The sequence below is a fragment of the Gordonia lacunae genome (assembly GCF_002149015.1).
Lineage (GTDB): Bacteria > Actinomycetota > Actinomycetes > Mycobacteriales > Mycobacteriaceae > Gordonia > Gordonia lacunae.
The window spans coordinates 45,873-69,324 of the sequence record NZ_NGFO01000019.1; the positions used below are offsets into that span (position 1 = coordinate 45,873).

Below are 23,452 nucleotides of genomic sequence, written 5' to 3' on the forward strand. Positions count from 1 at the left end.
CACGACGCAGTGTCAGTGATGGAAATGCGATCCCGCGACAGCTATGCGTGGCATCGGGGCGTCGAGACTGTCAAGGAACTCGACTTCAGCCTCGATGTCCCGGAGCAATGCTGTCGCCAGATCGTGGCTCAACCCTGCCCGGACGACGATGCGTTGCAGGGTCATTGATGCGAGGTTGTCGGCCATCGGGTATGCGGGCACGAGCCACCCCTTCATCCGGAGGCGGTCGGAGAGATCGAACAGTGTCCAACGGTCGGTGTGACCGTCCTTGAGGCGCCACGCGAAGACCGGGATGGTGTCGCCCCTGCTGACCAGCTCGAACGGGCCGACCTCGGCGATCTTTCCGGACAGATACTGCGCGACATCCAGTGAACTCTGTTGGATCTGACGGTAGCCTTCCCGGCCGAGACGCAGGAAGTTGTAGTACTGCAACAGAACCTGCGCGCCCGGACGCGAGAAGTTGAGCGCGAGTGTGGGCATGTCACCCCCGAGGTAGCTGCAGTGGAACACCATGCTCTCCGGCAGGGACTCGGTGTCGCGCCAGATGATCCAGCCCAGCCCGGGGTAGACCAGGCCATACTTGTGTCCGGAGGTGTTGATCGACACCACGCGCGGTACCCGGAAGTCCCACTCCAGGTCCGGTTGACAGAATGGGGCGATCATCGCCCCCGATGCGCCATCGACGTGGATCTTCACGTCCAGTCCGGTCGACGCCTGGATCTCGTCGAGCTTTTCCGAGATCTGTTTCACGGGCTCGTACAATCCGTTGTAGGTGACACCCATGATGGCCACGACCCCGATGGTGTTCTCATCGACGTACTTCTCCAGGTCGTGACCGTCGAAGACGATGTGGTCCTCGGTGACCGGAACCCACCTGGGCTCGACCTCGAAGTAGTTGAGGAACTTCTCCCAGCACACCTGGACTGCGGTGGACAGAACGAGGTTCGGAGCCTCTATTGATTTGCCCTCCGCTTTGCGGCGCGCTTGCCAATGCCGCTTGAGGGCCAGCCCACCGAGCATGGCGGCCTCTGACGATCCGATGGTCGAGGTCCCGATCGACGAGTTCACATCGGGGACGTTCCACAGGTCGGCGAGGATCTTCCAGCACCGGTCCTCGATCGCCGCTGTCTGCGGGTACTCGTCTTTGTCGATCATGTTCTTGTCATAGGTCTCGCTGTAGAGCTGACGCGCTTCGTCATCCATCCAGGTGGTGACGAAGGTAGCCAGGTTCAACCGGGCGTTGCCGTCGAGCATCGCCTCATCGTGGACGATCTGGTAGGCCGTCTCAGGAAGGCTCATCCCGTCCGGTATCTGGAACTTCGGCAGCTCAGTCGACTCCCCTGGTCTGACGAAGACCGGGTTGATCGAGAGCGAATCGGTGGCGTTGGTGGTGGTTCGAGCGTTGGAGCGGGCGGTGGTACTCATCTGTTCCTCCTCAGAAGTGGACTGGTGACGGATGTCTGCTGGGACTGTCGGCTGCACGCGGGTGGTACCGGAACACCTCTGCCTAGACCTCGACAGGCGGATAGAGCCGGTCCATGTTGTATTGGCGGTTGCGCCGCGCCGCCCAGGTGGAGACAGCGAGGAATACCGCGGTGAGACCGGTGACCACTGCGACAGCGATCCACAGGCGATGATCGACGCCCCCGACGGTCAGTTGGCGTAGCCCGTTGACGGTGTATGTCATCGGGTCTACCCAGTGGATGTATTGGAATGGTTTCGTGGTGGTCGGCACGGGATAGATACCTCCGGCGGAGGTGAGCATGATCATCAGGAAAGCCAGGGTGACCACCCGGCCGACCGCGGGACCGAAGAGCGCGTTGAACATTTGGATCATCGCCAGGAACATCGCGACCATCAACAGCATGAAACCGTAGGTGGCGATGGGGTACACCGGTCGCAGGCCGATCGCGAAGACCACGACTGCATAGAGGATGGTTGCCTGCAACAAGCCCACCGCAAAGGTGGGGGCGAACGACGCCAAGACCACCCGGAATGAGTTGAGTCCTTGGACGATCGGGCGAGATTGCAACGGGGTGAACAGCATCCAGGCGATGATGCTGCCGACAAAGAGTGCGAGCCCGAAGAAGAACGGGGTGAAGCCGGTGCCGAAGGTCTTGGCCTCGTTGAGCGTGTCCTCCTTGAGCGCGACCGGGCGGGCCAAGGTTGCGGTCAGCTCGTCCTTCTGTCGCTGCGACCAAGCGGGTATGGCCGCGACGCCGTCGTTGATTCCGCCCGCCAGTTGTTCGGTTCCAGCGGCGAGTTTGACCGTTCCCGCGGACAGCTGATCGGCGCCGTTGCTCAGTTCCACGAGACCGGTGCTGAGTTGGTCTGCTCCCGTGCTCAACTGTGCCGACGCCGAGCGGGCGGCGACAACGTCGTTGCGCAGACCGTCGTCGGCGAACAGGCTGAGCGCGACCCGCGTCGGGCTTTGGGGGTTCGACAGCTGCCCGGATAACACCTCTGCGTCGGTCCGCAGCTGGGTGAGCTGGTTGTTCGCTCCGGGACTCAGTCCGCCAGTGTCCAGCAGGGATTGGGCGGGAGCCATGGCATCGGCGACAGCACGCACGTTGGGGTCAGGGCTGGACCGCAGGCGGGTCACCGCGTCTGACAGCAGTCGACTGGCCTGGGACTGCCGCGACGACACCTCAGCCAGCTGATCGGCGATCGATCCACTCGTGGCGCCCACTCGAGACGCAGTCGCGGCGAGTTCTTGGGCGCTCGGTCCGGAACCCCTACCTCGGTCCAGAGCCGCGACCAAGGGGGTTGTGGCACGTTGCACAACGGTGTTGAGCTCGTCGAGAGCGCCGGCGAGCTGTTTACTGCCGTCACGTGCCGTGACGAGGTTGGTGGCGAGTTCGCCGGCGCCGGTGTTGGCGGTCTTCATACCGGCGTTCAGTTCGTTGGCACCCGCCTGGGCCTGACGTAGCTTCGGAATCATCTGGCTGACGTCGTTGAGCACGATGTCGAAGGTCTGGGCTCCGACCTGGGCTCCGACCTGATTGACGACTTGCTGGGCGGCGTCTTGCCCCATGACGGTCGACAGATAGTTGTTGGCGTCGTTGTAGGTGAAGATCAGTTCGGCCGACCGTGGAGCTCCGCTGGTCGGGGAGGCCAGGGCTTCGCTGAAGTCATCGGGCAGGGTGATCGAGAAGTAGTAGGTGCCGTTCGCAACACCTTCTTGCGCCGCTTTCGCGGAGACGGGATGGAGGTCGAGCTGTTTGGAGTCGATCAGACCCGTAACAACCTGGTCACCGGCTTTGAGCGGTTCGCCCTGTACGACCGCCCCGGTGTCGGCGTTGACGAGGGCGACGGGGATCTTGTCGACGGCGTTGAACGGGTTCCAGAATGCCCAGAGATAGAGCGCGCCGTACATCAGTGGCATGAGGATGATGACGATCAGCGCGAGCCGGGGCATACGGCCGCGGTAGTAGCGCTTGAAGTCGCTGCCCGGCGAGAATGCGGCAAGCATGTCAGATCCGATCTTCCTGGACGATTCGCGCGAACTCGTCGTCGGTGAGGTTGTCGACTCGAAGGACTTGGCGTACGCCGAGGCCGCGGTGCACACCGTTCACATCGGCGGTTATCACCGTCTGCTCGCGGCCTAGATCCACCAGTCGCTCGAGCAGCTTGTCGGTGTTGCTTGTCCGTGTCATCCGATCGACTCCGCCGGTGACGAGCAACGGTGGTCGCTTCAGGTTCGCCATCGCGATACGCAACAGCGCCCCAGTCAATTCGGGTAGTTCTTCGACGAAGGAATCGAGATGCGGAAGGGTCAGTGGTCCGAACACCGGCCGGCACAACCGCTCCAGATCCTCTGGCGTCGACTGCCCCACCCACCTAAACCACGGCGCTTGCCAGCGGATCTGCTCAGTTACGACGTCACGAACCCGGATGGTCTGGTCGATGCCGTCGACCTCGTCGATGTCGGCGATTGCCGCATTGGCAAAGAGTCTGCGGGCGTCGTTCGTTCGGCCGAAAGCGGTCAGCCTCCCGCTCGTAGGTGTCATCCGCCCGGCGAGGGTCAGCAACAACGCCGTGCGTCCTCGTCCCACCGAGCCTTCCAGTACGGTGACTCCGCCGGGACGGATTGCTACATCGGTCGGTCCGAAGATCGGGCCCCAGGAGGCACGGACCGCGATCTGATCGGCGACCAGCAGGAACTCATCGGTGTCGTGAGAACCGTCGACGCCCTCGATCGGCCCGGTTACCTCCGCTCCGGAATTTCCGGACGTGCGCATTGTTGACCCTTTCATCAGGCGTGCTGGTCGATACGAAATATCGCGAATAGATGGCCCACCAATTAGTTTTCCGAATTCGCCGGATCTTGATTCTCAGCGGTGCACACCGAAACTTTGCCAAGAAGAGGGAGCAACGTATTTATTGAGACGGATCACCTGGGTTGTTCCGCGTCCGTTTCAGCCAGAGGCTAGCGTCAGCGTGCGCCTTGCGGCGGCAAAATCGCGCGATCGTAGAATCGTTCGGCTTGCTCTCACTCACGGTTCAGCGCGCTTGCGATGGCCCGCCCCAAGGCGTTCACACGCACACGCACCGAGTCAGAACGCTGTAACTATTCGACTGTCGCGCAACAAGACTGCATGCTTTGGTTGACCAAGAAGTCGATGTCTCACGCGGGCGGCCTCCTGCCTGGCCGTACCGAACAGGGTGCGCAACGTCGGCGAGGACGCACCTAAACTAGGCACGGTGTCATCCATACCATGTTTCAAAAAAAGATCAAAGCGTCCGAGTGGGTCAGGGCAATTTGAGACAACGCAACATCGATCTTGTGCCGAGCGAGTCTCAATGAGCCTGTCGGCTGCTGTGTGCGTACTACGGTCCTAACCACCTGAAGTGGTTGTGGACCATGAGAGAGCGCTCCTAGGCCGATCGCGGAACCGCGAGCCTTTATGTGTCCAGGACCTTCGGCGAGTCAATACTCCTATGTCCCCGCAGAAAGTGGTGATCGACGATGTGTACCCGCGTGATTTGGCCTGACGCTGCAGGTGCGGTACTCGTGGGCCGGAACATGGATTTCCACAAGGACTTGATGACCAACCTGTGGACTCAACCCCGCGGTATCAGCCGCGATGACGGCGTCCAGGGTGAACTGACCTGGACGTCGAAGTACGGCAGCGTGATCGCTGCAGCCTTCGACATCATCTCGGTGGATGGCATCAACGAAGAAGGACTCGCCGGGCACGTCCTCTGGTTGGCAGAGTCCACCTACGGCGAACGAGACGCCTCGAGGCCCGCACTGAGCCAAGCCATCTGGCTGCAGTACTTCCTCGACAACTTCGCGAACGTCGCCGAGGCCGTGCAGTGGGTGCAAGACACCAACGTGCAGGTCATCCAGATGCCCGACCCGACCGGCGGCAACCCACCCACCATCCACCTCGCTCTCGACGACGCCGGTGGCGACTCGGCGATCATCGAGTACATCGATGGCAAGCCCCACGTCTACCACGACCGGTCCTACCACGTGATGACCAATTCGCCGACCTACGATCAGCAGATACAGCTACTCGGCCGATGGGAAGGCCTCGGCGGTGACCAGCCTCTGCCCGGCGACACCGAAGCAGAGCACCGATTCGCCCGCGCCGCCTACTATGCGGGCCGCCTCCCCCAGCCGGCAGGCAAAGTCGAAGCGATCGCCAGCATGTTCAGCGTCATCCGCAACGCCGCACAGCCGTTCCGCGAGCCCGACCCCGGCAAACCCGATGCGTCGCAAACCATCTGGCAGACAGTCACCGATCTGACCAACAAACGGTACGTCTTCGAATCGACCACCCGCCCGAACATCGTCTGGGTCGACCTCGACGATCTGGACCTCACGGCCGGTGCCCCGCAACTCAAACTAGACCTGCAGAGCAAACTCTCGGTTGACGGTGGCATCGCCGGCAACGTCGGAGGACAGTTCACCGACGAGGGTCCGATGAGCTTCCTGTCGTTTGCACTCCTCGAGCAACTGGAAAAATCCGAGGTACCTCGCTGAGCGATGAGACGCCGGCGTGGCGGCCCACGGTGTGGATGCGCTCCCTACTCGCCACCACCCCGGCACCATGGCCTCTGGGGCGATCGATTCGCTCCGCGGTGACCATCGCGAGCCCGGTACTCATCGGTGCGCTGACCGACCATGCAGTTGTCGGGATGTGGATCAGCATGGGCACCCTGCTGTTGTCAGCCGGCGAACACGCGCTCCCCTATCGAGCACGGTTTCGTCAGGTCACGGTATCCGCACCGATGGTCGCAGCCGCGTGCTTTCTCGGCGCGCTGTCCTCGGCACCACACGTTGTGATGATCATCGTGATGGCTGCTGTTGCCGGAACGTCGGGGGTGCTCAGTGGGTATTCCGGGGTGCTGTCAATCGCCACGATGCAAGCTGTGGTGATCGCCGCGATCACCATCGGCGTTCCGGCGGCCCGCCCCTATTGGGAACCCGCAGTACTGTTCATTGCCGGAGCCGCGCTCTACGCATCGGCACTGGCGATCGAGGCCGCCGTCAACCGCCTTCGACCGCAGCGTGACTCACTGGTGTCGCTTCTTCTCGCGCTCGCCGCCGTCGCCCGCGCGCAGGCGGCAGGCAACACAGATCTGGCCGCCGAGCGCTCGCATGCGATCAACGCCCTCGACGCCTTCGACCAGATGACGATCGCCGGTCGTGGCCTCGCCGGCGGCCCCACGACTCGTTACGACCGGGCTGCGCGAGTTTCGCGTGCCGCCGACCAGCTTCTGGCGCGCCTACTCGCCTACGATGCCGACCGAGAGCGCTCGGCGGCGACAGCCTCACGGTTGGACGACTGCGTCAACGCCCTCAACCATCGCAGCCGTCCCCCGGCTCGCCCATCGGACGGAACCCTCATCCGCCTGGCCATGCTCGAGGACGCCATATGGGGTGATTCTCCGCGCGCGGTGGCACTTCCACCGGCCGAGCGGGTGCGATTGACTCTGCCCGGTCCCGCATTGCTGGCCTCCGCAGGTCGCCTGAGTCTCTGTACCGCCCTGGCCTATACGGCCTACATCCTGCTGCCGATCGCACACGGATACTGGATTCCGCTGACTGTTGCGCTGGTGATGAAGCCCGACCTCGGTTCGGTGTTCAGTCGCGCGATGCTGCGGTGCCTCGGCACAGTCTGCGGTGCTGTCATCGCCGTAGCCGTCGCTGTGCTCGTCGACGGGCCGGTTGTTTCCGGGCTGTGTGTCGCTCTGTTTGCCGCCTGCCTGCCATGGGCGATGGCGCGGTCATATCTGTGGCAGGCGTTGTTCCTCACCCCGCTGGTCATGGTGCTGCTCGACATGGTCGTACCCCACGAGTCGGTTCCTGACATCAGTGAGGCGCGAGTGGCCACCACGGTGGTCGGCGGCGTCATCGTCATCGTCGCCGGATACCTCATTTGGCCGGCCACTCGCCACGCGCAGATGGCCGGTCCGTTCAATGACACTCTGGCGGTCTTGGGTCAATACGCTCACGACGTGGCCGTTGACGCACCCGCAGACACCGTGTCGGCCGACCGTCGTGCCGTCTATCGTCGACTCTCCGACGCCCGAACTACCCTGCAACGCACTCTGTCCGAGCCGCCGCCCGCAGGAGCCGAGGCCTGGGCATGGATTCCGGTGATCAGCGCCACCGAACGCGTCGCCGACCGGGTGACCAGCGCTGCTGCCTCCCTGACCGCACCCGCAACGACACCCAGCGCTGCTGAACTGTCGGCACTGGCCGACGAACTGACCGCGCTCGAACATCGCGTGAGCCGCCGCGACGTCCCACACCGCGCCCCAACGCCACCGGACCGGGCCGATCTCTCCCCCGACCCCGCAATACGCGAACTAGCCGACGAACTCGCACACCTGCGGTCACTAATCGGTCGGGACGGCGCCACGCGGTCAGCCGATTCTGCCTCCTTGACCTGAGCCAGACGAGCGAGGAGATTCGACCATCGAGAACTAATGTCGACCCGCGTTACCCGAGCGGCTGAACACTGCCCTCGACGGTGGCCGTGCGGCAGTCGACGACGAGTAGATTGTGTATGTGCTGCTCGCAGAGGCTGGTTTATCGGAATGCGCCAGAGATGCTGCGTGCAGCGCGGATTTCAACCGACCGTTCTACATCGCTTTCGCGGCGTTGGTCCTTTTCTCGGTGTGGGTCACGCTGTCGGGGTTTGCGACCGTCGACGTCATCAGTAACCGCCTCGGCTTTCTGCGCAGCCTGGCATGGATCGGGGTCGTGTGGATCGTTCCGATCGTCGGCGCGGCGGTGTGGCGACTGAGCAGGTGGCGGTGGCTGATCAGTCATTGGAACCCGCGCCCGGATGCCGCCTGATCCAATGCGCGTGCGCGGGCCAGGCAGCACGACGCAGTCTTTTTCCCCACGAACTGGTCGCCTGCCGAGGGTTCATGTGACTTCGTTTGCTGCTACTTGAACGGGTTGAGTGTACGGCCGAGGTAGTAGCCGACACGTCCAGGAATAGGGCGCATCGCTGCCGCGGACACCTTGTTGACGATGCCGGGGATGCAGACGGGTTTTCCTGCGTTGACAGCGGCCCAGCCCTCGCGGACAACGTCTTCGGGTTCCTGCCACATGAACCCCGGCAACCGATCCGCGGCGTCGCGCGTGCCCATGACGTCATGGAATTCGCTGTGCGTGAAGCCCGGGCACAGTGCTGTCACATGAATGCCGTGCGGTCTGAGTTCCATATCCAGCGATTGAGACATGTTCAGCACATAGCTTTTGATTCCGGTGTAGAGCAAGCCCTCCCCTGGAGGCGATACCGCGGCGAGAGACGACAGGTTCACGATCCGTCCCCAGCGCCGTGCCTTCATATCCGGTACCACGCGATGGGTCAGCTCGGTCACCGCAGTGACCATGAGCTGGAGTTCGGCGGCGACCGATTCCCACGGCGTCTCGGAGAACTTGGTACTCGAGGACATGCCTGCGTTGTTGACCAGCACGTCGATCGGCATCCCCATGTCGTCCGCGCGATCGACGATCGCCGCGGCGGGTGATTTCGGGTCACTCAGGTCGGCCGCAATGACCTCCGCGAGAACCCCGTGTTGCTGACGTAGTTCGCTCGCGAGCTTGTCGAGTCGTTCAGCGCGTCGCGCCACCAGGATCAGGTCGTGGCCCTCGGCGGCGAGATGTCGAGCGAACGCGGATCCGATCCCGGCGGAGGCCCCGGTGACGAGAGCTGTTCGGCGGAGAGTGTTCGGGGTCATCGCGGGTCACCGACATGGCGGTCGAGGAAGTCGATCTGGCGGCCGACGATGGTCTCGAAATACGGGTCGAGGTAGGGCTCGAAATGACCACAATCGTAGGTGTGCACCTCGCCGTTCGGTATGCGGCGTGCAACCGCCTGGGCCTTGCCGATCGGCGTGACGTCGTCCTTCGCCGCAAGTTGCACCAGCACCGGAGCCTCGATGGCCGATGCGTGCCGTCCGGGAGAGTAGAACGGCACACGCAACGCGATACGCGCGGCGACGTCGTTCTCGGCGAGCAGTTCCTCACGCATGTCCCCCATCCGTTCGACTTGCTCGTAAGCGCCGGGCGAGGTCATCATCGCGATCTCCCCGGGTCGCCCGATCGCGGCCATCCGGTAGGGCGCCCGTCCTGTCCATGCTCGGAACTGATCGCGCACTCCGGCAGCGATCAGGCGTGCCACCAGAGCCGGAGACCGGGAGAACGCGGATGCGGGGCCGCTCACATGCGGAACCTGGACGATCGCGGCGGCCACATGGTGGTCGCGAGCGGCCAGTCTCAGAACGTGGCCGCCGCCGAACGACGACCCCCAGGCCACCACGCGACGCGTATCGATACCCTCCAGACCTCGGACGTAGGCGAGTGCGGCATCCCAGTCAGCGTGCTGTTTTCTGATGTCGAGAATGCGACGAGGTGAGCCCTCGCTCGCACCCCAATGGCGGTAGTCGAAGACGAGGGCGGCGTACCCCGCCTGGGCGAATCGCGCGGCGTAGGCGTCGAGCCTCAGTTCACGAAATGCGGCGAACCCGTGAGCGAGGACGACGATGGGCGGGTTCACGACACCCTCCGGCCGGTAGAGCCAGGCTGCGCACCGGACCTCGCCGGACGTGAACGTGACATCGGATCGGACGTAGGTGAACTGACGCGTCATGGATGGGCCTCCACCAGGTATCTTGAATGGTGTTCAACAAGCTAGCAGCTTCTTGAATGGCGTTCAAGACCGAATGGTGTGGAGGTGATGTTTCCGTGGCGCGGAACAAGAGGCCGCAAGCTGCCGACGAGAAGCGCCAGGAGATCGTCGCGGCCGCCCGGCGACTGTTCATCGACAGCGGTTACGAGGCGACCTCGATGAGCAGACTGGCCAAGGAAGCCGGGGTCGCACCCAACACGATCTACTGGTACTTCGCCGACAAAGACGACGTGCTCGTTGCCGTCGTATCCGCCGTCATGGCCGATGCCTGGCCCCAGTATCAAGCGATTGCCGACCAGCCGATCGCCGTTCGGGTGCTGTGGATCGTGCGGCGGTTGACCGAGATGAGCGGCCTGGTGACCACGGTGCACGCCCGCGTGCCGCATTCACCAGCAGTGGCCGAGTGGCACAACAACTTTCACCTCCTCACGGCGACTTTGTTCCGTGCCGAACTGGAGGCACTGGGCGTCCCTCCGGAGACCGTCGACGCCGAGGTGACGATTGCCGTGTTCACCGTCGAGGGACTGTTGACGCACGGGCAGGACGAGGACGAACAGCGCACCATATGCGAGACACTGGCCGCTCGATGGCCGTCGGCCACGAGCTGACCCACTCTTCGCTGTGAACACAAGGTCAGAGCGAGGCAGGCCCGACGCTGCTGATCCGCACCTCGCTCGCCTTCACCACCAGGTGGACACCGAGACCGGCGACGAGCCCGAGGTCGGCGACCGCCGCCCAGGTGACCTCGGCCGCGACGAGTTGCTCGCCCACCTCGGCGGTCACCACGGCGTGGTCACCCCGGGGTGCGACGTCACGGACGGTCGCGGCCAGCGTGGTCCGCGGACTACCGTGGGGCGCTTCGAGATAGACGGCGACGGCCCGCGGCGAGAACGTGGCCGCGGCGCCCGCACCCGGTTGCGGCCCGTCGTCACCGACACTGCCGACGACCCGGTTGCCGGAGGGGTCGACGACGGCGTCGCCCGCGTCCAGGAGGCCCACGAACAGATTGAGCCCGGACAGCGACGCCGCGAAACGACTGGTCGGCCGTGCCAGAACCTCACGCGTCGAACCGGATTCGACGACGCGACCGTCCTCGAGGACCATGATGTCGTCGGCCAGCCCGAGAGCGTCCACCGGGTCGTGGGTGACCATGATCGTCGTACGGTCCCGATCCGCGAGCAGCGTGCGCAGCAGCGCGCGTAACCGACTCGCGACGTCGACATCCAGGGCCCGAAACGGTTCGTCCAGCAGCAGGATTCGTGGTTGCGCGGCGAGCGCCCGGGCGATCGCGACGCGCTGCGCCTGGCCGCCGGAGAGCTGGTGCGGCTTGCGGTCGGCGAGGTCGGTGACCTCCGTCGCCGTCAGCCAGCGTTCCACTCGTGCCCTGATCTCCGACCTCGTGAGACGTTGCGCCGCGGGCGCGAACCCCACGTTGTCGGCGACCGTCAGATGCGGGAACAGGCGCGCATCCTGGGACAGCAGTGCGATGCCGCGCCGGTTCGGCGGCACGAACGTCGTGGCGTCGTTGAACACTCTGTTGCCAAGGGCTATCCGGCACCGGTCGTCTCGACGGAGCAGGCCGGCGAGGACGCGCAGCATCGTCGATTTGCCCGCTCCGTTGGGCCCGACGACCGCGGTGGTCGCGCCGGCGGTGAACCGGTGCTCGACGCGCAACGCGGGCACCCCGAGGTCGATGGACACCTCCAGATCCGCGCCGGTCACAAGCCACCCCCGACACGCGACCGACGGCTGTGCACTCCCACGACGACGACCAGCGACACGGCGACGAGGATGAGCGACAACGGAATCGCGGCCTGCGGGTCGTCGATGGCCGACACATAGATCGCCAGCGGCGCGGTCTGGGTCACTCCGGGCGCATTCCCGGCGAACGTGATCGTCGCACCGAACTCCCCCAACGCCCGCGCGAACGCGAGCACCAGGCCCGCGACGAGCGACGGCAGGACCAACGGGAGGGTGACCCGCCACAGGGTCCGGGTCGGACCGGCACCCAGCGTCGCGGCGACCTCCTCGTATCGCGTACCGACGACGCGCACCGCGCCTTCGACGCTGATCACGAGGAACGGCAGCGCCACGAAGGTCTGTGCGAGCACGACAGCCGTTGTCGTGAAAGCGATGTCGATGCCGGCCGCGTGTAGGTGCTCGCCGACGATCCCGAGCCGGCCGAAGGTGTACAGCAGGGCCAGACCGCCGACCACGGGCGGTAACACCAAGGGCAACAACACCACTGCGCGGAGTACTCGGATGACCGGGCCGTCGTGTCGCGCGAAGATCAGTGCCATCGGTACCCCGACGATCAGGCAGATGACGGTGCTGACCGCGGCGGTGATCAGTGACAGCCGCAGCGCGTCGAGCGATGAGGGCGAGGAGATCTGCTCGACGAAGGTGGCCCACGGCGAACGGAGTACCAGCGCCAGCGGAGGTAGGACGATCAACCCGACACCGATCAGCGCCAGACCGTACGTCCACCCGGGCAACCCCGCGGGGTCGCGTCGTGAGCGGATGAACGAACCGATGGTCAAGGCGCTCCGAAGCCGGCGTCGCGCAGGATGCGCTGACCGTCCGCACCGCGGACGAGGTCGACGAACTGCGAGGCGAGTTCGGCATCCCGGGCGCCGGTGAGGGTGGCGATCGGATAGGAGTTCACCACGGCGGCGAAGGCCGGATCGGTCACGGTGCCCACCTTGTCACCCACCCCTCGCGCATCGGTCACGTAGACCACGCCCGCGTCGGCCTGACCGGTCGTCACCTTGGTCACCACCGCACTCACCGACTGTTCCTCCGAGGCGGCGTCGACGGTGGCACCGGTGTTGCGCTCGACGGTCTCGGTGGCGGCACCGCACGGCTGCGCCGACTGGCAGATCACCGTCGTCACGTCAGGCTTGTTCAGGTCGGCGAACGACGTGATGCCGCGGGGATTACCCGGCGCCGTGACGATCACCAGTGTGTTCGTGGCGAAGACCGCCGGACCGACGGCGAGATCGCCGAGTTTGTCCATGTTCTTCTCGTCGGCACTGGCGAACACGTCGGCCGGTGCGCCCTGCTGGATCTGGTTGGCCAGCGTCGACGAGCCGTCGAAGGAGATACGCACGGTGACGCCGTCGTGCTGTCGTTCGAACTCGTCGGCGATCGCGGTGAACGTCTTCTTCAGCGATGCCGCCGCCGAGACGTCGAGAGTCGTCGAGGCGGTGGAGCCTGTGTCGGCCCCGCCGGACGGCGAGCACCCCGCCACGAGCAGCAGCCCGGCGGTCGCGACCGCGCCGGCGAGCCTCCTCATCGGTTCTCCCTGTTGGTCTCGACGATCACGGTGGTTGCCTTCACGACCGCGGTGGCCACGACGCCGGGCCGAAGGTCGAGTTCGCGAACCGCGTCCGCACTCATCAGCGACGTCACTTCGAACGGTCCGCACTGCAACGTCACCTGAGCCATCACCGTGTCCGTGCGGACCTCGGTGACGAGACCGGTGAACCGATTACGCGCCGAGCGTCCGACCGATGCCCCGTCGTCCGGTGCCACCGCTCGCTCGCGGGCGAGGACGGCGAGCCGTGCCCCGTCGACGGTGGCGACCGGGCCGTCGTCGAAGGTATCCAGGACGCCGGTTGCGACCCAGCGCCGGACGGTGTCGTCGCTGACGCCGAGCAGCGCGGCGGCATCTCTGATCCGAATTGCGGTCACCGCGACACCCTACCCGCAGACACGGGAATTTCGGTGCACTATCGCCGCATACGAGGAAAGTGACGGTATTGACCTCAACCGAACGTGAGGTTCTACGCTCGGATTCGATCCGGCCGTCGGATTCCTGGCGCCGGCACCGATGAATTCGGTGCGGGTGGACGGTCTGACCTCTCGACGATGACCACCACACCCCGAAGGTGCCCTGAATTGTTCCCCGACCTCACCCGGACGCCACGAAATTCGGTCGCGGCTGTCACACCCCATAGATACCGTGGAGAATCATGAGCTCAGTCACAGTTCCCGCCACCGCGCCGGGAGAAGTCGCGACCTCCGACGTCGCCATCGAGGCCATCGACCTGGTGAAACGCTTCGGCGATTTCACCGCGGTCGACGGTGTGAGTTTCACCGTGCCGCGGGGTTCCGTGCTCGGCCTGCTCGGCCCCAACGGCGCGGGCAAGACCACCACCGTCCGGATGATGACCACTCTCTCACCACCCACGAGCGGTACCGCGCGCATCGCCGGATACGACGTCCGCGAGCAACCCGGGATGGTCCGCCAGAACATGGGCCTCACCGGACAGGCCGCCACGGTCGACGAGATCCTGACCGGCCGCGAGAACCTGCGCATGATCGGCGGTCTCTACGGCATCGGACGCAAGACTCTCGCCCGTCGTTCCGAAGAACTCCTCGAGCAGTTCTCACTCGCCGACGCCGGTGACAAGCAGGTCAAGTCGTATTCCGGCGGCATGCGCCGGCGGCTCGACCTCGCGGTCAGTCTCCTGGCCACGCCGCCGGTGCTCTTCCTCGACGAGCCGACGACCGGCCTCGACCCGCGCAGCCGCTCCGAACTCTGGGAGGTCCTGCGCGAGCTCGTCGCCGAGGGCACCACGTTGCTGCTCACGACGCAGTATCTCGAGGAGGCCGATCAGCTCGCCGACGACATCGTCGTCATCGACAAGGGCACGATCATCGCGCACGGCACGTCACTCCAGCTCAAGGAGCAGGCCGGTTCCGCGAGCCTGGTGCTGACCGTCTCGCACGCCGACGACCTACCCGCCGCCGAGGCACTGCTGCGCAAGAACGGTGCGGAGGTGTTCGTCGACGTGGCGGCCCGCCGGCTCACGACTGCCGCCGGCGGCCTGGGCGACCTGCCGCGCGTCGCGGCATGGTTCGACGAGAGCGGCATCGCCGTCGACGACTTCGGACTCTCCCGTCCGAGCCTCGACGACGTCTTCCTCTCCCTCACCGGCCACCGCGCCGAGGAGTCCAGCAACGCCGAGGACACCGACAACACCACCGACGAGGAGCGTTCCTGATGACGACCACGGCACACACCCACGCGGTGGTCGCGGACAAGCCGCGGATCCACCCGACCACGATCTGGCAACAGGCCTGGATCATGGTCAAGCGCAACATGATCCACACCAAGCGGATGCCGGAGATGCTCTCCGACGTCACCATTCAGCCGATCATGTTCGTGCTGTTGTTCGCCTACGTGTTCGGCGCGTCGATCCAGACCGACTCGGCGTCGTACAAAGAGTTCCTGCTCCCGGGCATCATGGGCCAGACCATCGTGTTCACCGCGTTCATCGTGTCCACCGGCATCACCGCCGACCTCGAGAAGGGCATCATCGACCGGTTCCGATCGCTGCCCATCCAGCGGTCGTCGGTGTTGATCGGACGCAGTATCGCCAGCCTGCTCCACAGTTCGATCGGCATCGTCGTCATGGCCGTGACCGGCCTGGCCATCGGCTGGCGAATCCGGGGCTCCTTCGGTGAGGCGGTCCTCGCGTTCGCGCTGCTCCTGCTCTTCGGCTTCGCGATGATCTGGTTCGGCATCCTCATCGGCTCGTGGCTGCGGACGGTCGAGGCCGTCAACGGCTTCATGTTCTCGGTTCTGTTCCCGATCACGTTCCTGTCGAACGCGTTCGTCCCGACCGAGCCGATGCCCACCTGGCTGCGGACGATCGCCGAGTGGAACCCGATGTCGTCACTGGTCCAGGCATTGCGTGTGCTGTGGGGTAACGGCCCGGCATTCGGTCCGGATGCGGCTCTGCCGCTGCAGTATCCGGTCCTCGCCACCGTGATCTGGACGGTCGCGCTGACGCTCATCTTCGCGCCGTTCGCGCTGCGCGCCTACAACAAGCGGACCTCGGATTAGACCACCACCCGACCGAGGTTCGTCGACGCGACCCGCTCAGGCAGTCAACGTGATTGCTTGCAGCGGGTCGCTGTATATCGCGTCGAGGGAGACCGCTCCGGCCGCCTGCTGCTGCACAGTTGCTCCCGAATGAGACACGCGCACATCGCGCTTGGACACGATCGAGGTCTCCCGCACGGCGCGGGCCACCGTGGGCAGTCCCGCTGCGTAGTCGGTGAAGGCCTGACCGCCCAGGATGATGTGGTCCGGGTTGAAGATGTCGGCGATGAGCCCGACCGTGCGCCCCAGCACTTCCGCCCGCTCCTCGAGCAGACGACGCGCCGTCACGTCACCGGTGCGGGCCAGCGCATGGACATCCTCGACGTCGGTCACCGAGAGGCCAAGAGCCCGAGCCGCTTCCACGACCCCGGTGTCGCTGACCGCGGGTTCCAGGCGGCCGGTCCGGTTCGGATCGAGCAGGGTGGTCGAACCCGTCGGGAAATGACCGATCACCGGCGGTCCCGCGGTCGGCGTGTGCACGGTCCCGCCGACGCTGAAGGCGATGCCGAGCATCTCACGCGCGTAGAAGTAGAGAAAGCTCGACTGCTGGTCGTCGGGGTTGAGTACGAGTTCGGCCGCGGCCATGGCCTCGACGTGGGACGCCACCGAGACGGGCAGTCCGACGGCCTCCGCGATCGTCCGACCGACCTGTGCCCCCTCCCAGCCAAGCCGGGGATGGTCGACGACACCGCCGTCGGCCACGCGCCCACCGAGCGCGACACCCACCCACAGCACCCGCCGGCCCGTCCAGCGCTCGGCGAAGCGCCGCGCGCTGACACCGATGGCGGTGAGCGCGTCCTCCGGCGAGTCGGCATGCGGAGTCGGGATCTGGATGGCCCCGACGACGCGATGCAGCAGGTCATGGGTGGTGATCGCGGTGACCTTGTAACCGATGTGGATACCCAGCGTGAGGAACTCGGAGATGTTGACCTCGAACGGCAGCCGCGGACGACCGATGGCGCCCGACGGCGCGAGGTCGGCCCGTTCACGGATCAGGCCCGCCTTCAGCAACGCGCTGACCTGACGATTGACCGTGGAGATGCTGAGCCCGGTGCGCTCGGCCGCGTCGTCGCGGAACAGCGGGCCGGACAGTCGGGCAGCCCGGAGGACGAGTGCCGCGGGTTTGGTCGACAACTCCAGGCGCGGCGTTGCGACGTGCACCCGCTGGTCCCCCTTCACTGGTCCGCGTCGGTCGGCGACCGGACCCGGGGTCCGAGTCGGCGGTACGGAAGTCAACGGTACGGGCTGGCGAGAGCCCTGAGGAGCACGACGCACCGCGCGGGTGACCGGCTGACGCCGAACAGGAGAAGCGGGGGCGTTGCGCAGGGTACGGGTGGAGAGTTCAGGCAGTGTGGCGGTCATGATCGTCCTCGTCGAAAGACCCCGCGGATCGCGGGGCGTAAGCCGGAAGCTGGTGCTCTGAGAAGAGACTCGAGAAGCGACGCCCCGGGGAGGAGATTGACTCGGCGGGGGTCGGTCAGCGCATTCGACGACAACAACAGAGAACGCGTGCAAGTGGCAGACGACAGCCCAGCGCGGTGGTCACATAGGTGACCTCCGGAAGCCTGTGGTCGGCACTTGTCATGCGGATCAAGCTAGCAACGCGGCCCCGCACCGGCAAGCCCGTCCGACCCCCGGTCACGGGCACCGGCGACCGGTCGCACACGCGTCCACCGGCGAGAATAGGCCCGCGGCGCGAGGCGGACAGGGGTTGCACTCACCCTGATCCGAACTCGTTCGGCGTCCGGTCGCTCGACCTGCGAACCGAAGGCGAAGCGGACCGTGGTCGGCTTGGCCACTCGGGTCGAGGCTGTCGGTGCACCCCGGTAGATTGTGAGCATGACCACAACCAGCCCCGCGGCTGAGTCCAGCGCCGCGACCGACGCCGAGTTCCTCGAGGTCAGCGAGCCCTTCCGGCGCGAGATCATCGCGCACTGCTACCGGATGACCGGGTCCCACCACGACGCCGAGGATCTCGCCCAGGAGACCTTCCTCCGCGCATGGAAGGGCTATGCGAAGTTCGACCATCGGGCGTCCGTGCGCACGTGGCTGCACAAGATCGCGACCAACACGTGTCTGACCGCTCTGCAGAGTTCACAACGACGCCCCCTCCCCTCCGGCCTCGGTGGCGACGCCTTCGACCCGACCGACGACCTGCTGCAGAACCACGAGGTGCCCTGGCTCGAACCGTATGCCGGCACCACCGACGACATCGCCCCCGGCGACGACGCCGACCCCGCCTACGTCGTCGGCGCCCGCGAATCGGTTCGGCTGGCGTTCATCGCCGCACTGCAGCATCTACCCGAGAGGCAACGCGCAGTCCTCATCCTGCGCGACGTGTTGCAGTGGCGCGCCGCCGAGGTCGCCGACACCATCGGAGTCACCACCGCCACCGTGAACAGTTTGCTGCAGCGGGCCCGCGAGCAGGTCAAGACCGCACGGCCGCAACAGGATTCGGTCGGAGTCGATGCCGCGACGACACTCGACGACGCCGCGAAACGGGAGTTGTTGGCCCGCTACGTGTCTGCCTTCGAGCGCTACGACGTCGAGGCCATGGTCGAACTGTTCACCGACAAGGCGATCTGGGAGATGCCGCCCTTCACCGGCTGGTACCAGGGCGCGAAGAACATCGGAACCCTCATCCACCGCAATTGCCCGGCCGAGAAGGCAGGCGATCAGATCCTGTTGCCCACCACCGCCAACGGACAGCCGGCGTACGGGTTGTACATGCGCGAACCCGACGGAGTGCACCGTCCGTTCCAGCTCCAGGTGCTCGAGATCGATGCCACGACCCAGAAGGTCAGCCACGTCGTCGCCTTCTTCAGCGACGACATGGAAGCCGACTTCGCGCGCTTCGGACTCCCCGCGACCCCGTACGACGCACCGGCACGATCCGCGGCGAGTCCCTGGCACTGACTCCTCCGCACCTGGTCCGCGGGTCGCGCGGTCAGTCGTCGACGCTCTGCGGGATCTGCGACGGGTCCATCCAGACGATCTCCCAGGCATGACCATCCGGGTCACAGAAGCTGCGGCAGTACATGAAGCCCAGATCCTCTGCCGCCCGGAGTTCACTACCGCCGCACCCGAGCGCCGCATCGGCGAGCCGGTCGGCGTGTGCTCGGCTGTCCGCGGAGATCGCCAGCAACGATTCGCGGCCCACCGCCGGATCGGCGACGGTTCCCGCCGCATACCCCGCGAATCGTCGCTGTTGCATGAGCACGACCATCGCCGAGTCGTTGATCATCATGCAGGCACTCCCCGCGTCGCAGAAGATCTCGTCGAAGCGAAACCCGAGCGTGCCGAAGAACCGGCGCGACCGCGCGACGTCCACAACGGGCAGGTTGACGAACAGCATCGGCGTCACGGGCGCACTCCAGACATGTCGGGGGGTCAGGGATACTGACCGGCCCGGCGCCTCGAACTCATCGAAGCCGACATAGGGTGCAGGAATGGGTGTGATCTATCTGGTTCGTCATGGTCAGGCGAACGCATTGGCGTACGGCATCGCCGACGCCACCGACGACCTGAGCAACGGACCCGGCGGTCTCACCACGGCCGGGGCGACGCAGGCCGCGCTGACCGGCGGATTCATCGCCGGACAGATCGACACCTTCACCGCAGCCGCCAGTGGCGACCTCCCGCGACAGCAACAGACGCTGAGCGGCGTGCTCGGAGCGTTCGACACCGATCCGCCTCGGCCCCACGTCGACCCGGGCTGGAACGAGTACTCACTGCCCGCACTGGTCGGCGAGGCCACACCGGAGATGTATCGCGACGGCCGTGGCTACCAGGAACAGCTCGACAAGGGTCTCGCCGCCTGGATCGCCGCCGGCGAGCACGACGCAGCACCCGGCCTCGACGGCGGCCCCGCCGAGAGCTACCCCCAGTTCAAGGCGCGCGTCTCCGACGCCGCCGCCCGCGCCACCGAACTCGCCGGGTCGGGGCAGACGGTGCTCGTGGTGTCCTCGGCAGGCACCATCACCCAGTGGATCGCCCAATTGTGGGGTATCCCCGACGAGACCTGGCCGGCGATGGCCCGCACGATGGTCAACGCCTCCATCAGCAAACTCATCGTCGGCCGCAGCGGCGTGTCGGTGGTGTCGTTCAACGAGCACGGTCACCTGTCGGACCGCGACGGCGGGATCGCCACCTTCCGCTGACCCATCGAGGCTCGCCCCGCTCGCGTCTCAGGGTCCCCGCTCCCTGATCCCTGATCCGAAAGAACCGCATAACCCCTGGTCCCTGAGGTGCGAGGAGCGATAGCGACGAGCCACGAAGGGTTGGCCGCGCCCTCCGCAAGCTCCGGACGCTCCTCAGGGAACGGTGGGGCCGCGTGGCAGACCTAGGCCCGGTGCAAGTTCTCCCCGGGGCGGGTGATGACGACGTTCGGGAGCACCGCGAATCGCGACAATTGGGTGATCGAGTGAGCGATCACCGCGATGTCGTCAGCCGTGATCATCTCGTCGGCGGGGATGCGGTCCTTGAGCCAGTCGGTCATGTCGGTGTTGACATAGCCCGGCGCGATCGTCGTGGCACTGACGCCGCGGCGCGACTCCTCCAGGTTGAAGGTCTCGCACAGCGAGATGAGAGCTGCCTTGGTCGCACCGTAGGCGGACAGCTCCGGCTCCGGGTAGACACCCGTGATCGACGCCACGGCAATGACTTTCGACGTCCCATGGGCCTCCGCGGTCGCACGCAGCGCCGGCAGCGCCGACTGCAACAAGACGTAGGGGGCGCGCACATTGACCTCGTAGAGGCGATCGAAACGCTTGGCCGGGAGGTCGGCGATCGCGCCTTTCGACCCCATCCCCGCGTTGATGATCAACGCATCGAACCGCCCGAATGCCTCCGCGTGGGCCGTTCCGAGCGCGCTGATCGCCTCGGCATCGGTCATGTCCGCGGGCACGACCTCCACCCGCCCGGCACCGCCCTCGAGAAGCTCGGCGGCCTTCTTCTCCAACGCCTCTCGCCCGCGGGCACTGATGGTGAGGTCCCAGCCGTCGGCGGCGAACCGGTCGGCGATGGCCGCACCGATCCCCCGGGACGCCCCGGTCACCAGCGCGGAACGGTTCGTGCTCGACTCACTCATACGGTTGCCCCTCGACTGCGCGCGAACTCGCGCGGTGTATTGCGGATGACGTTGCGGCTCGCTCAGCCGATGTGGCGCAATCCCTCGGCGATGAACGCCGCCGTCGCCTCGGCCGCCTTCTCCGCGCCGTCTCCCGACGACGCACCCGAGAGCGCCCGGTAGGTGATGCCCTCGGCGATCACGCCCAGCTTCAGGTTGGCCAACCCGAGGTAGAAGTCCCAGTCACCCAGATCAGAACCCGTTGCGGTGGAGTACTTCTGAGCAATCTCGTCGACCGAGGCGTAACGGTCGCTGGTCCACGCCGCGGCGAAACCGAGGACCTGGTCGAACGCGCCGGTGCGGTACACGCACATCAGCGCGACGTCGGTGAGCGGGTCGCCGAGGGTGGACATCTCCCAGTCGACGACCGCCGCGATGCGGGCCGGGTCGTCGGCGTCGATGATCGTGTTGTCGACCCGGAAGTCGCCGTGCACCACCGACTCTCGCGCCTGCTCCGGTACCCGGGCGGCCAGGGCGTCGACGAGGCGTTCCACGTCGGGGAGCTCACGCGTCTTCACGTGACCCCACTGCCGCGCCCACAACTTCACCTGGCGGGCGGCGAAACCCGCGGGTCGGCCGAACTCGCCGAGCCCGACCTCGCGATAATCCACCGCGTGCAGGTCGGCGAGCGTCTGCACGAGGGCGTCGAGATTGCGGGCGACCTCGTCGTCGGAGTAGGCGTCCAGGTCTGCCGCAGTCCGGACCACCCGACCGTCGACGAATTCCACGACGGTGCACGGCGCTCCGATCGTCGAGCCATCGGAATCGAAGGCAACCGTCCGGGCGACCGGAACCGACGTCGACTGCAGCGCGCTGGTGACCGCCCACTCGCGCCCCATGTCGTGAGCGGACGGCGTGAGCCCACCGGTCGGGGGCCGGCGGGCCACCCAGCTCGTGACCCCGTCGGTGACCGTGTAGGTGAGATTGGACTTGCCGCCGCTGATGAGCTCGATCGAGAGTTCTCCGGCGGGTTCGACACCGTTGTCGATCAGCAGCCGGCGCAGTCGATCCCGGTCCAGCGCGGCGTCGACGGCGGTCATCGGGCGCCCGCCGATGCCTTGGCCTCGAGCGCCTGCTGGGCCTTCTTCGCACGCCCGACGGCGCGACGGGCGATCGCCCACCGGTGTACCTCGGACGGGCCGTCATAGATGCGGAACGGCCGGAGTTCCTGCGACAGTCGGGCCAGCGGCAGGTCGGCGGACACGCCGAGACCGCCGCACATCTGGATGCTGCGATCGGCGACGCGCGAATACGCCTCGGCGGCAAAGGTCTTGGCGATGGACGTCTCGTCGGAGGCATGGTTGCCAAGATCGAGCTCGTGGCACGCCTTCAGCAGCAGCGCCCGGGTCGCGGCCAGGTCGATCTCGTTGTCGGCGACGAGCTGCTGGATCATGCCCAGGTCCCCCAGACGGCCACCGAATCCCTCACGGCGCGAGACATAGTCGACGGCGACGTCCTGGCAGCGCCTTGCCGAACCGAGCCATCGCATCACGTGGGTCATGCGGGCAGGTCCGAGCCGGACCTGCGCGTACCGGTAACCCTCGTTCACCTCGCCGAGGATGTCCTCGTCGGGTACGAAGACGTCGGTGAAGCTCACCTCGCAGTGACCGCCGATCATCGCCTTGTCGATGGTGTTAATGTGACGCCCGACCGTCAGTCCGGGAGTGTCGGCGGGCGCGAGGAACATCGTGGCCCCGCCGCGGTCTCCGGGCGCACCCGAGGTCCGCGCCATGATGATGAAGAAGCCTGCGCCCTCCGCGCCGGTGATGAAGTGCTTGTCGCCGTTGATCTTCCACCCGCCGTCCACCCGGACGGCCTCGGTGCGCAACGCATTGGGATCGGAGCCGGCACCGGGCGCGGGTTCGGTCATCGCGAAGGCCGATCGCACATCGCCCGCGGCAAGCGGGGCGAGGTACTTCTGCCTCTGCTCCTCGCTCGCGATGTGCGCGAGCATGTGCACATTGCCCTCGTCAGGCGCACCGATGTGCAGGGCGATCGGACCGAACGTCGAGTAGCCCGCCGCCTCGAACACCGGGGCGCGGTCGCACATGTTGAGACCCAGTCCGCCGAACTCGACCGGCGCGTGGGGGCCGAAGATCCCGGCATCCTTGGCCTTCGCGTTCATCTCGCGACGGAGGTCGTCACCGCCGGCCGCCGTGATGTCACCGGCCGCCTCGTCCTCGATGGGCAGGACGTAGTCGCGGACGAAGGTCTCGGTCTTCGCGACCACATCGAGCACATCGTCGTCGTGACGGAGATCTATGGACATGG

General features: G+C 66.0%; 22 protein-coding genes. 8 read left to right on the plus strand and 14 right to left on the minus strand.

The features are described from left to right. Positions 1 to 12 precede the first annotated feature (12 nt). The 3 genes from gad to CA982_RS16510 all read right to left on the minus strand — a co-directional run bounded on the left by gad (position 13) and on the right by CA982_RS16510 (position 4,241). On the minus strand, positions 13 to 1,425 hold the full coding sequence (gad, locus tag CA982_RS16500) for a glutamate decarboxylase (RefSeq protein ID WP_086536354.1): 1,413 nt from the start codon (positions 1,423 to 1,425) through the stop codon (positions 13 to 15). Between the two features lie 82 nt (positions 1,426 to 1,507). Further along, a complete protein-coding gene (locus CA982_RS16505; protein WP_086536355.1) occupies positions 1,508 to 3,472 on the minus strand; it encodes a YhgE/Pip domain-containing protein in 1,965 nt (654 codons plus the stop codon). Position 3,473: 1 nt separating this feature from the next. Further along, a complete protein-coding gene (locus CA982_RS16510) occupies positions 3,474 to 4,241 on the minus strand; it encodes an ATP-binding cassette domain-containing protein (RefSeq protein WP_244176322.1) in 768 nt (255 codons plus the stop codon). Between the two features lie 728 nt (positions 4,242 to 4,969). Here CA982_RS16510 and CA982_RS16515 point away from each other — a divergent pair. The 3 genes from CA982_RS16515 to CA982_RS16525 all read left to right on the plus strand — a co-directional run bounded on the left by CA982_RS16515 (position 4,970) and on the right by CA982_RS16525 (position 8,317). After that, positions 4,970 to 5,992 (plus strand): linear amide C-N hydrolase, encoded by a 1,023-nt coding sequence (locus CA982_RS16515; protein WP_086536356.1) that lies wholly within the window; start codon positions 4,970 to 4,972, stop codon positions 5,990 to 5,992. A gap of 98 nt (positions 5,993 to 6,090) precedes the next feature. Next, positions 6,091 to 7,908: an FUSC family protein gene (locus CA982_RS16520; RefSeq protein ID WP_244176324.1), complete on the plus strand. Its 1,818-nt coding sequence runs from the start codon at positions 6,091 to 6,093 to the stop codon at positions 7,906 to 7,908. Positions 7,909 to 8,026: 118 nt separating this feature from the next. Then, entirely contained in the window at positions 8,027 to 8,317 is a 291-nt protein-coding gene (locus CA982_RS16525; protein ID WP_144066044.1) for a hypothetical protein, read from the plus strand. 92 nt (positions 8,318 to 8,409) lie between these two features. Here CA982_RS16525 and CA982_RS16530 read toward each other — a convergent pair whose 3' ends face one another. Then, positions 8,410 to 9,210, minus strand: a complete 801-nt coding sequence (locus CA982_RS16530) for an SDR family NAD(P)-dependent oxidoreductase (RefSeq protein WP_086536359.1) — start codon at positions 9,208 to 9,210, stop codon at positions 8,410 to 8,412. Next, entirely contained in the window at positions 9,207 to 10,121 is a 915-nt protein-coding gene (locus CA982_RS16535; RefSeq protein ID WP_086536360.1) for an alpha/beta hydrolase, read from the minus strand. The genes CA982_RS16530 and CA982_RS16535 overlap by 4 nt, the downstream gene beginning before the upstream one ends. A gap of 95 nt (positions 10,122 to 10,216) precedes the next feature. Here CA982_RS16535 and CA982_RS16540 point away from each other — a divergent pair, with 95 nt between their 5' ends. Then, positions 10,217 to 10,768, plus strand: a complete 552-nt coding sequence (locus tag CA982_RS16540; protein WP_244176326.1) for a TetR/AcrR family transcriptional regulator — start codon at positions 10,217 to 10,219, stop codon at positions 10,766 to 10,768. Between the two features lie 25 nt (positions 10,769 to 10,793). Here the strand turns inward: CA982_RS16540 and CA982_RS16545 are convergent, their stop codons facing one another. The 4 genes from CA982_RS16545 to CA982_RS16560 are packed head-to-tail and all read right to left on the minus strand — an operon-like array spanning position 10,794 to position 13,853. Continuing rightward, positions 10,794 to 11,882: a sulfate/molybdate ABC transporter ATP-binding protein gene (locus CA982_RS16545; protein ID WP_086536362.1), complete on the minus strand. Its 1,089-nt coding sequence runs from the start codon at positions 11,880 to 11,882 to the stop codon at positions 10,794 to 10,796. Then, complete coding sequence (locus tag CA982_RS16550; RefSeq protein ID WP_086536363.1) at positions 11,879 to 12,700, minus strand: ABC transporter permease; 822 nt, start codon at positions 12,698 to 12,700, stop codon at positions 11,879 to 11,881. The genes CA982_RS16545 and CA982_RS16550 overlap by 4 nt, the downstream gene beginning before the upstream one ends. Beyond that, positions 12,697 to 13,455, minus strand: coding sequence for a molybdate ABC transporter substrate-binding protein (gene modA, locus CA982_RS16555; protein ID WP_086536364.1), 759 nt, complete (start codon positions 13,453 to 13,455; stop codon positions 12,697 to 12,699). Before modA ends, CA982_RS16550 begins: the two co-directional genes overlap by 4 nt. Next, positions 13,452 to 13,853, minus strand: a complete 402-nt coding sequence (locus CA982_RS16560) for a TOBE domain-containing protein (RefSeq protein ID WP_086536365.1) — start codon at positions 13,851 to 13,853, stop codon at positions 13,452 to 13,454. Before CA982_RS16560 ends, modA begins: the two co-directional genes overlap by 4 nt. A gap of 281 nt (positions 13,854 to 14,134) precedes the next feature. Here CA982_RS16560 and CA982_RS16565 point away from each other — a divergent pair, with 281 nt between their 5' ends. After that, positions 14,135 to 15,169 carry an ATP-binding cassette domain-containing protein gene (locus CA982_RS16565; RefSeq protein ID WP_086536366.1) on the plus strand — a complete coding sequence of 345 codons (1,035 nt, stop codon included), beginning with the start codon at positions 14,135 to 14,137 and terminating at the stop codon, positions 15,167 to 15,169. Next, a complete protein-coding gene (locus tag CA982_RS16570) occupies positions 15,169 to 16,014 on the plus strand; it encodes an ABC transporter permease (RefSeq protein WP_086536367.1) in 846 nt (281 codons plus the stop codon). The genes CA982_RS16565 and CA982_RS16570 overlap by 1 nt, the downstream gene beginning before the upstream one ends. A 36-nt stretch (positions 16,015 to 16,050) precedes the next feature. Here the strand turns inward: CA982_RS16570 and CA982_RS16575 are convergent, their stop codons facing one another. After that, positions 16,051 to 17,214, minus strand: a complete 1,164-nt coding sequence (locus CA982_RS16575) for an ROK family transcriptional regulator (protein ID WP_086536408.1) — start codon at positions 17,212 to 17,214, stop codon at positions 16,051 to 16,053. A gap of 678 nt (positions 17,215 to 17,892) precedes the next feature. On the opposite strand from CA982_RS16575, the gene CA982_RS16580 reads away from it, so the two are divergent. Beyond that, the gene (locus tag CA982_RS16580) at positions 17,893 to 18,969 is read left to right on the plus strand and encodes a sigma-70 family RNA polymerase sigma factor (RefSeq protein ID WP_086536368.1); all 1,077 of its coding nucleotides are present in this window, start codon (positions 17,893 to 17,895) and stop codon (positions 18,967 to 18,969) included. A 31-nt stretch (positions 18,970 to 19,000) separates the two neighbouring features. On the opposite strand, the gene CA982_RS16585 is transcribed toward CA982_RS16580, so the two are convergent. After that, entirely contained in the window at positions 19,001 to 19,417 is a 417-nt protein-coding gene (locus tag CA982_RS16585; RefSeq protein WP_086536369.1) for a VOC family protein, read from the minus strand. 85 nt (positions 19,418 to 19,502) lie between these two features. Between CA982_RS16585 and CA982_RS16590 the strand changes: the two genes are divergently transcribed. Then, entirely contained in the window at positions 19,503 to 20,213 is a 711-nt protein-coding gene (locus CA982_RS16590; RefSeq protein WP_086536370.1) for a histidine phosphatase family protein, read from the plus strand. 182 nt (positions 20,214 to 20,395) lie between these two features. On the opposite strand, the gene CA982_RS16595 is transcribed toward CA982_RS16590, so the two are convergent. From CA982_RS16595 to CA982_RS16605, 3 genes are all read right to left on the minus strand, one after another. Further along, on the minus strand, positions 20,396 to 21,142 hold the full coding sequence (locus tag CA982_RS16595) for an SDR family NAD(P)-dependent oxidoreductase (protein ID WP_086536371.1): 747 nt from the start codon (positions 21,140 to 21,142) through the stop codon (positions 20,396 to 20,398). 62 nt (positions 21,143 to 21,204) lie between these two features. Then, a complete protein-coding gene (locus CA982_RS16600) occupies positions 21,205 to 22,221 on the minus strand; it encodes a phosphotransferase family protein (RefSeq protein ID WP_086536372.1) in 1,017 nt (338 codons plus the stop codon). After that, on the minus strand, positions 22,218 to 23,450 hold the full coding sequence (locus CA982_RS16605) for an acyl-CoA dehydrogenase family protein (protein WP_086536373.1): 1,233 nt from the start codon (positions 23,448 to 23,450) through the stop codon (positions 22,218 to 22,220). Before CA982_RS16605 ends, CA982_RS16600 begins: the two co-directional genes overlap by 4 nt. Between the last annotated feature and the right edge of the window lie 2 nt (positions 23,451 to 23,452).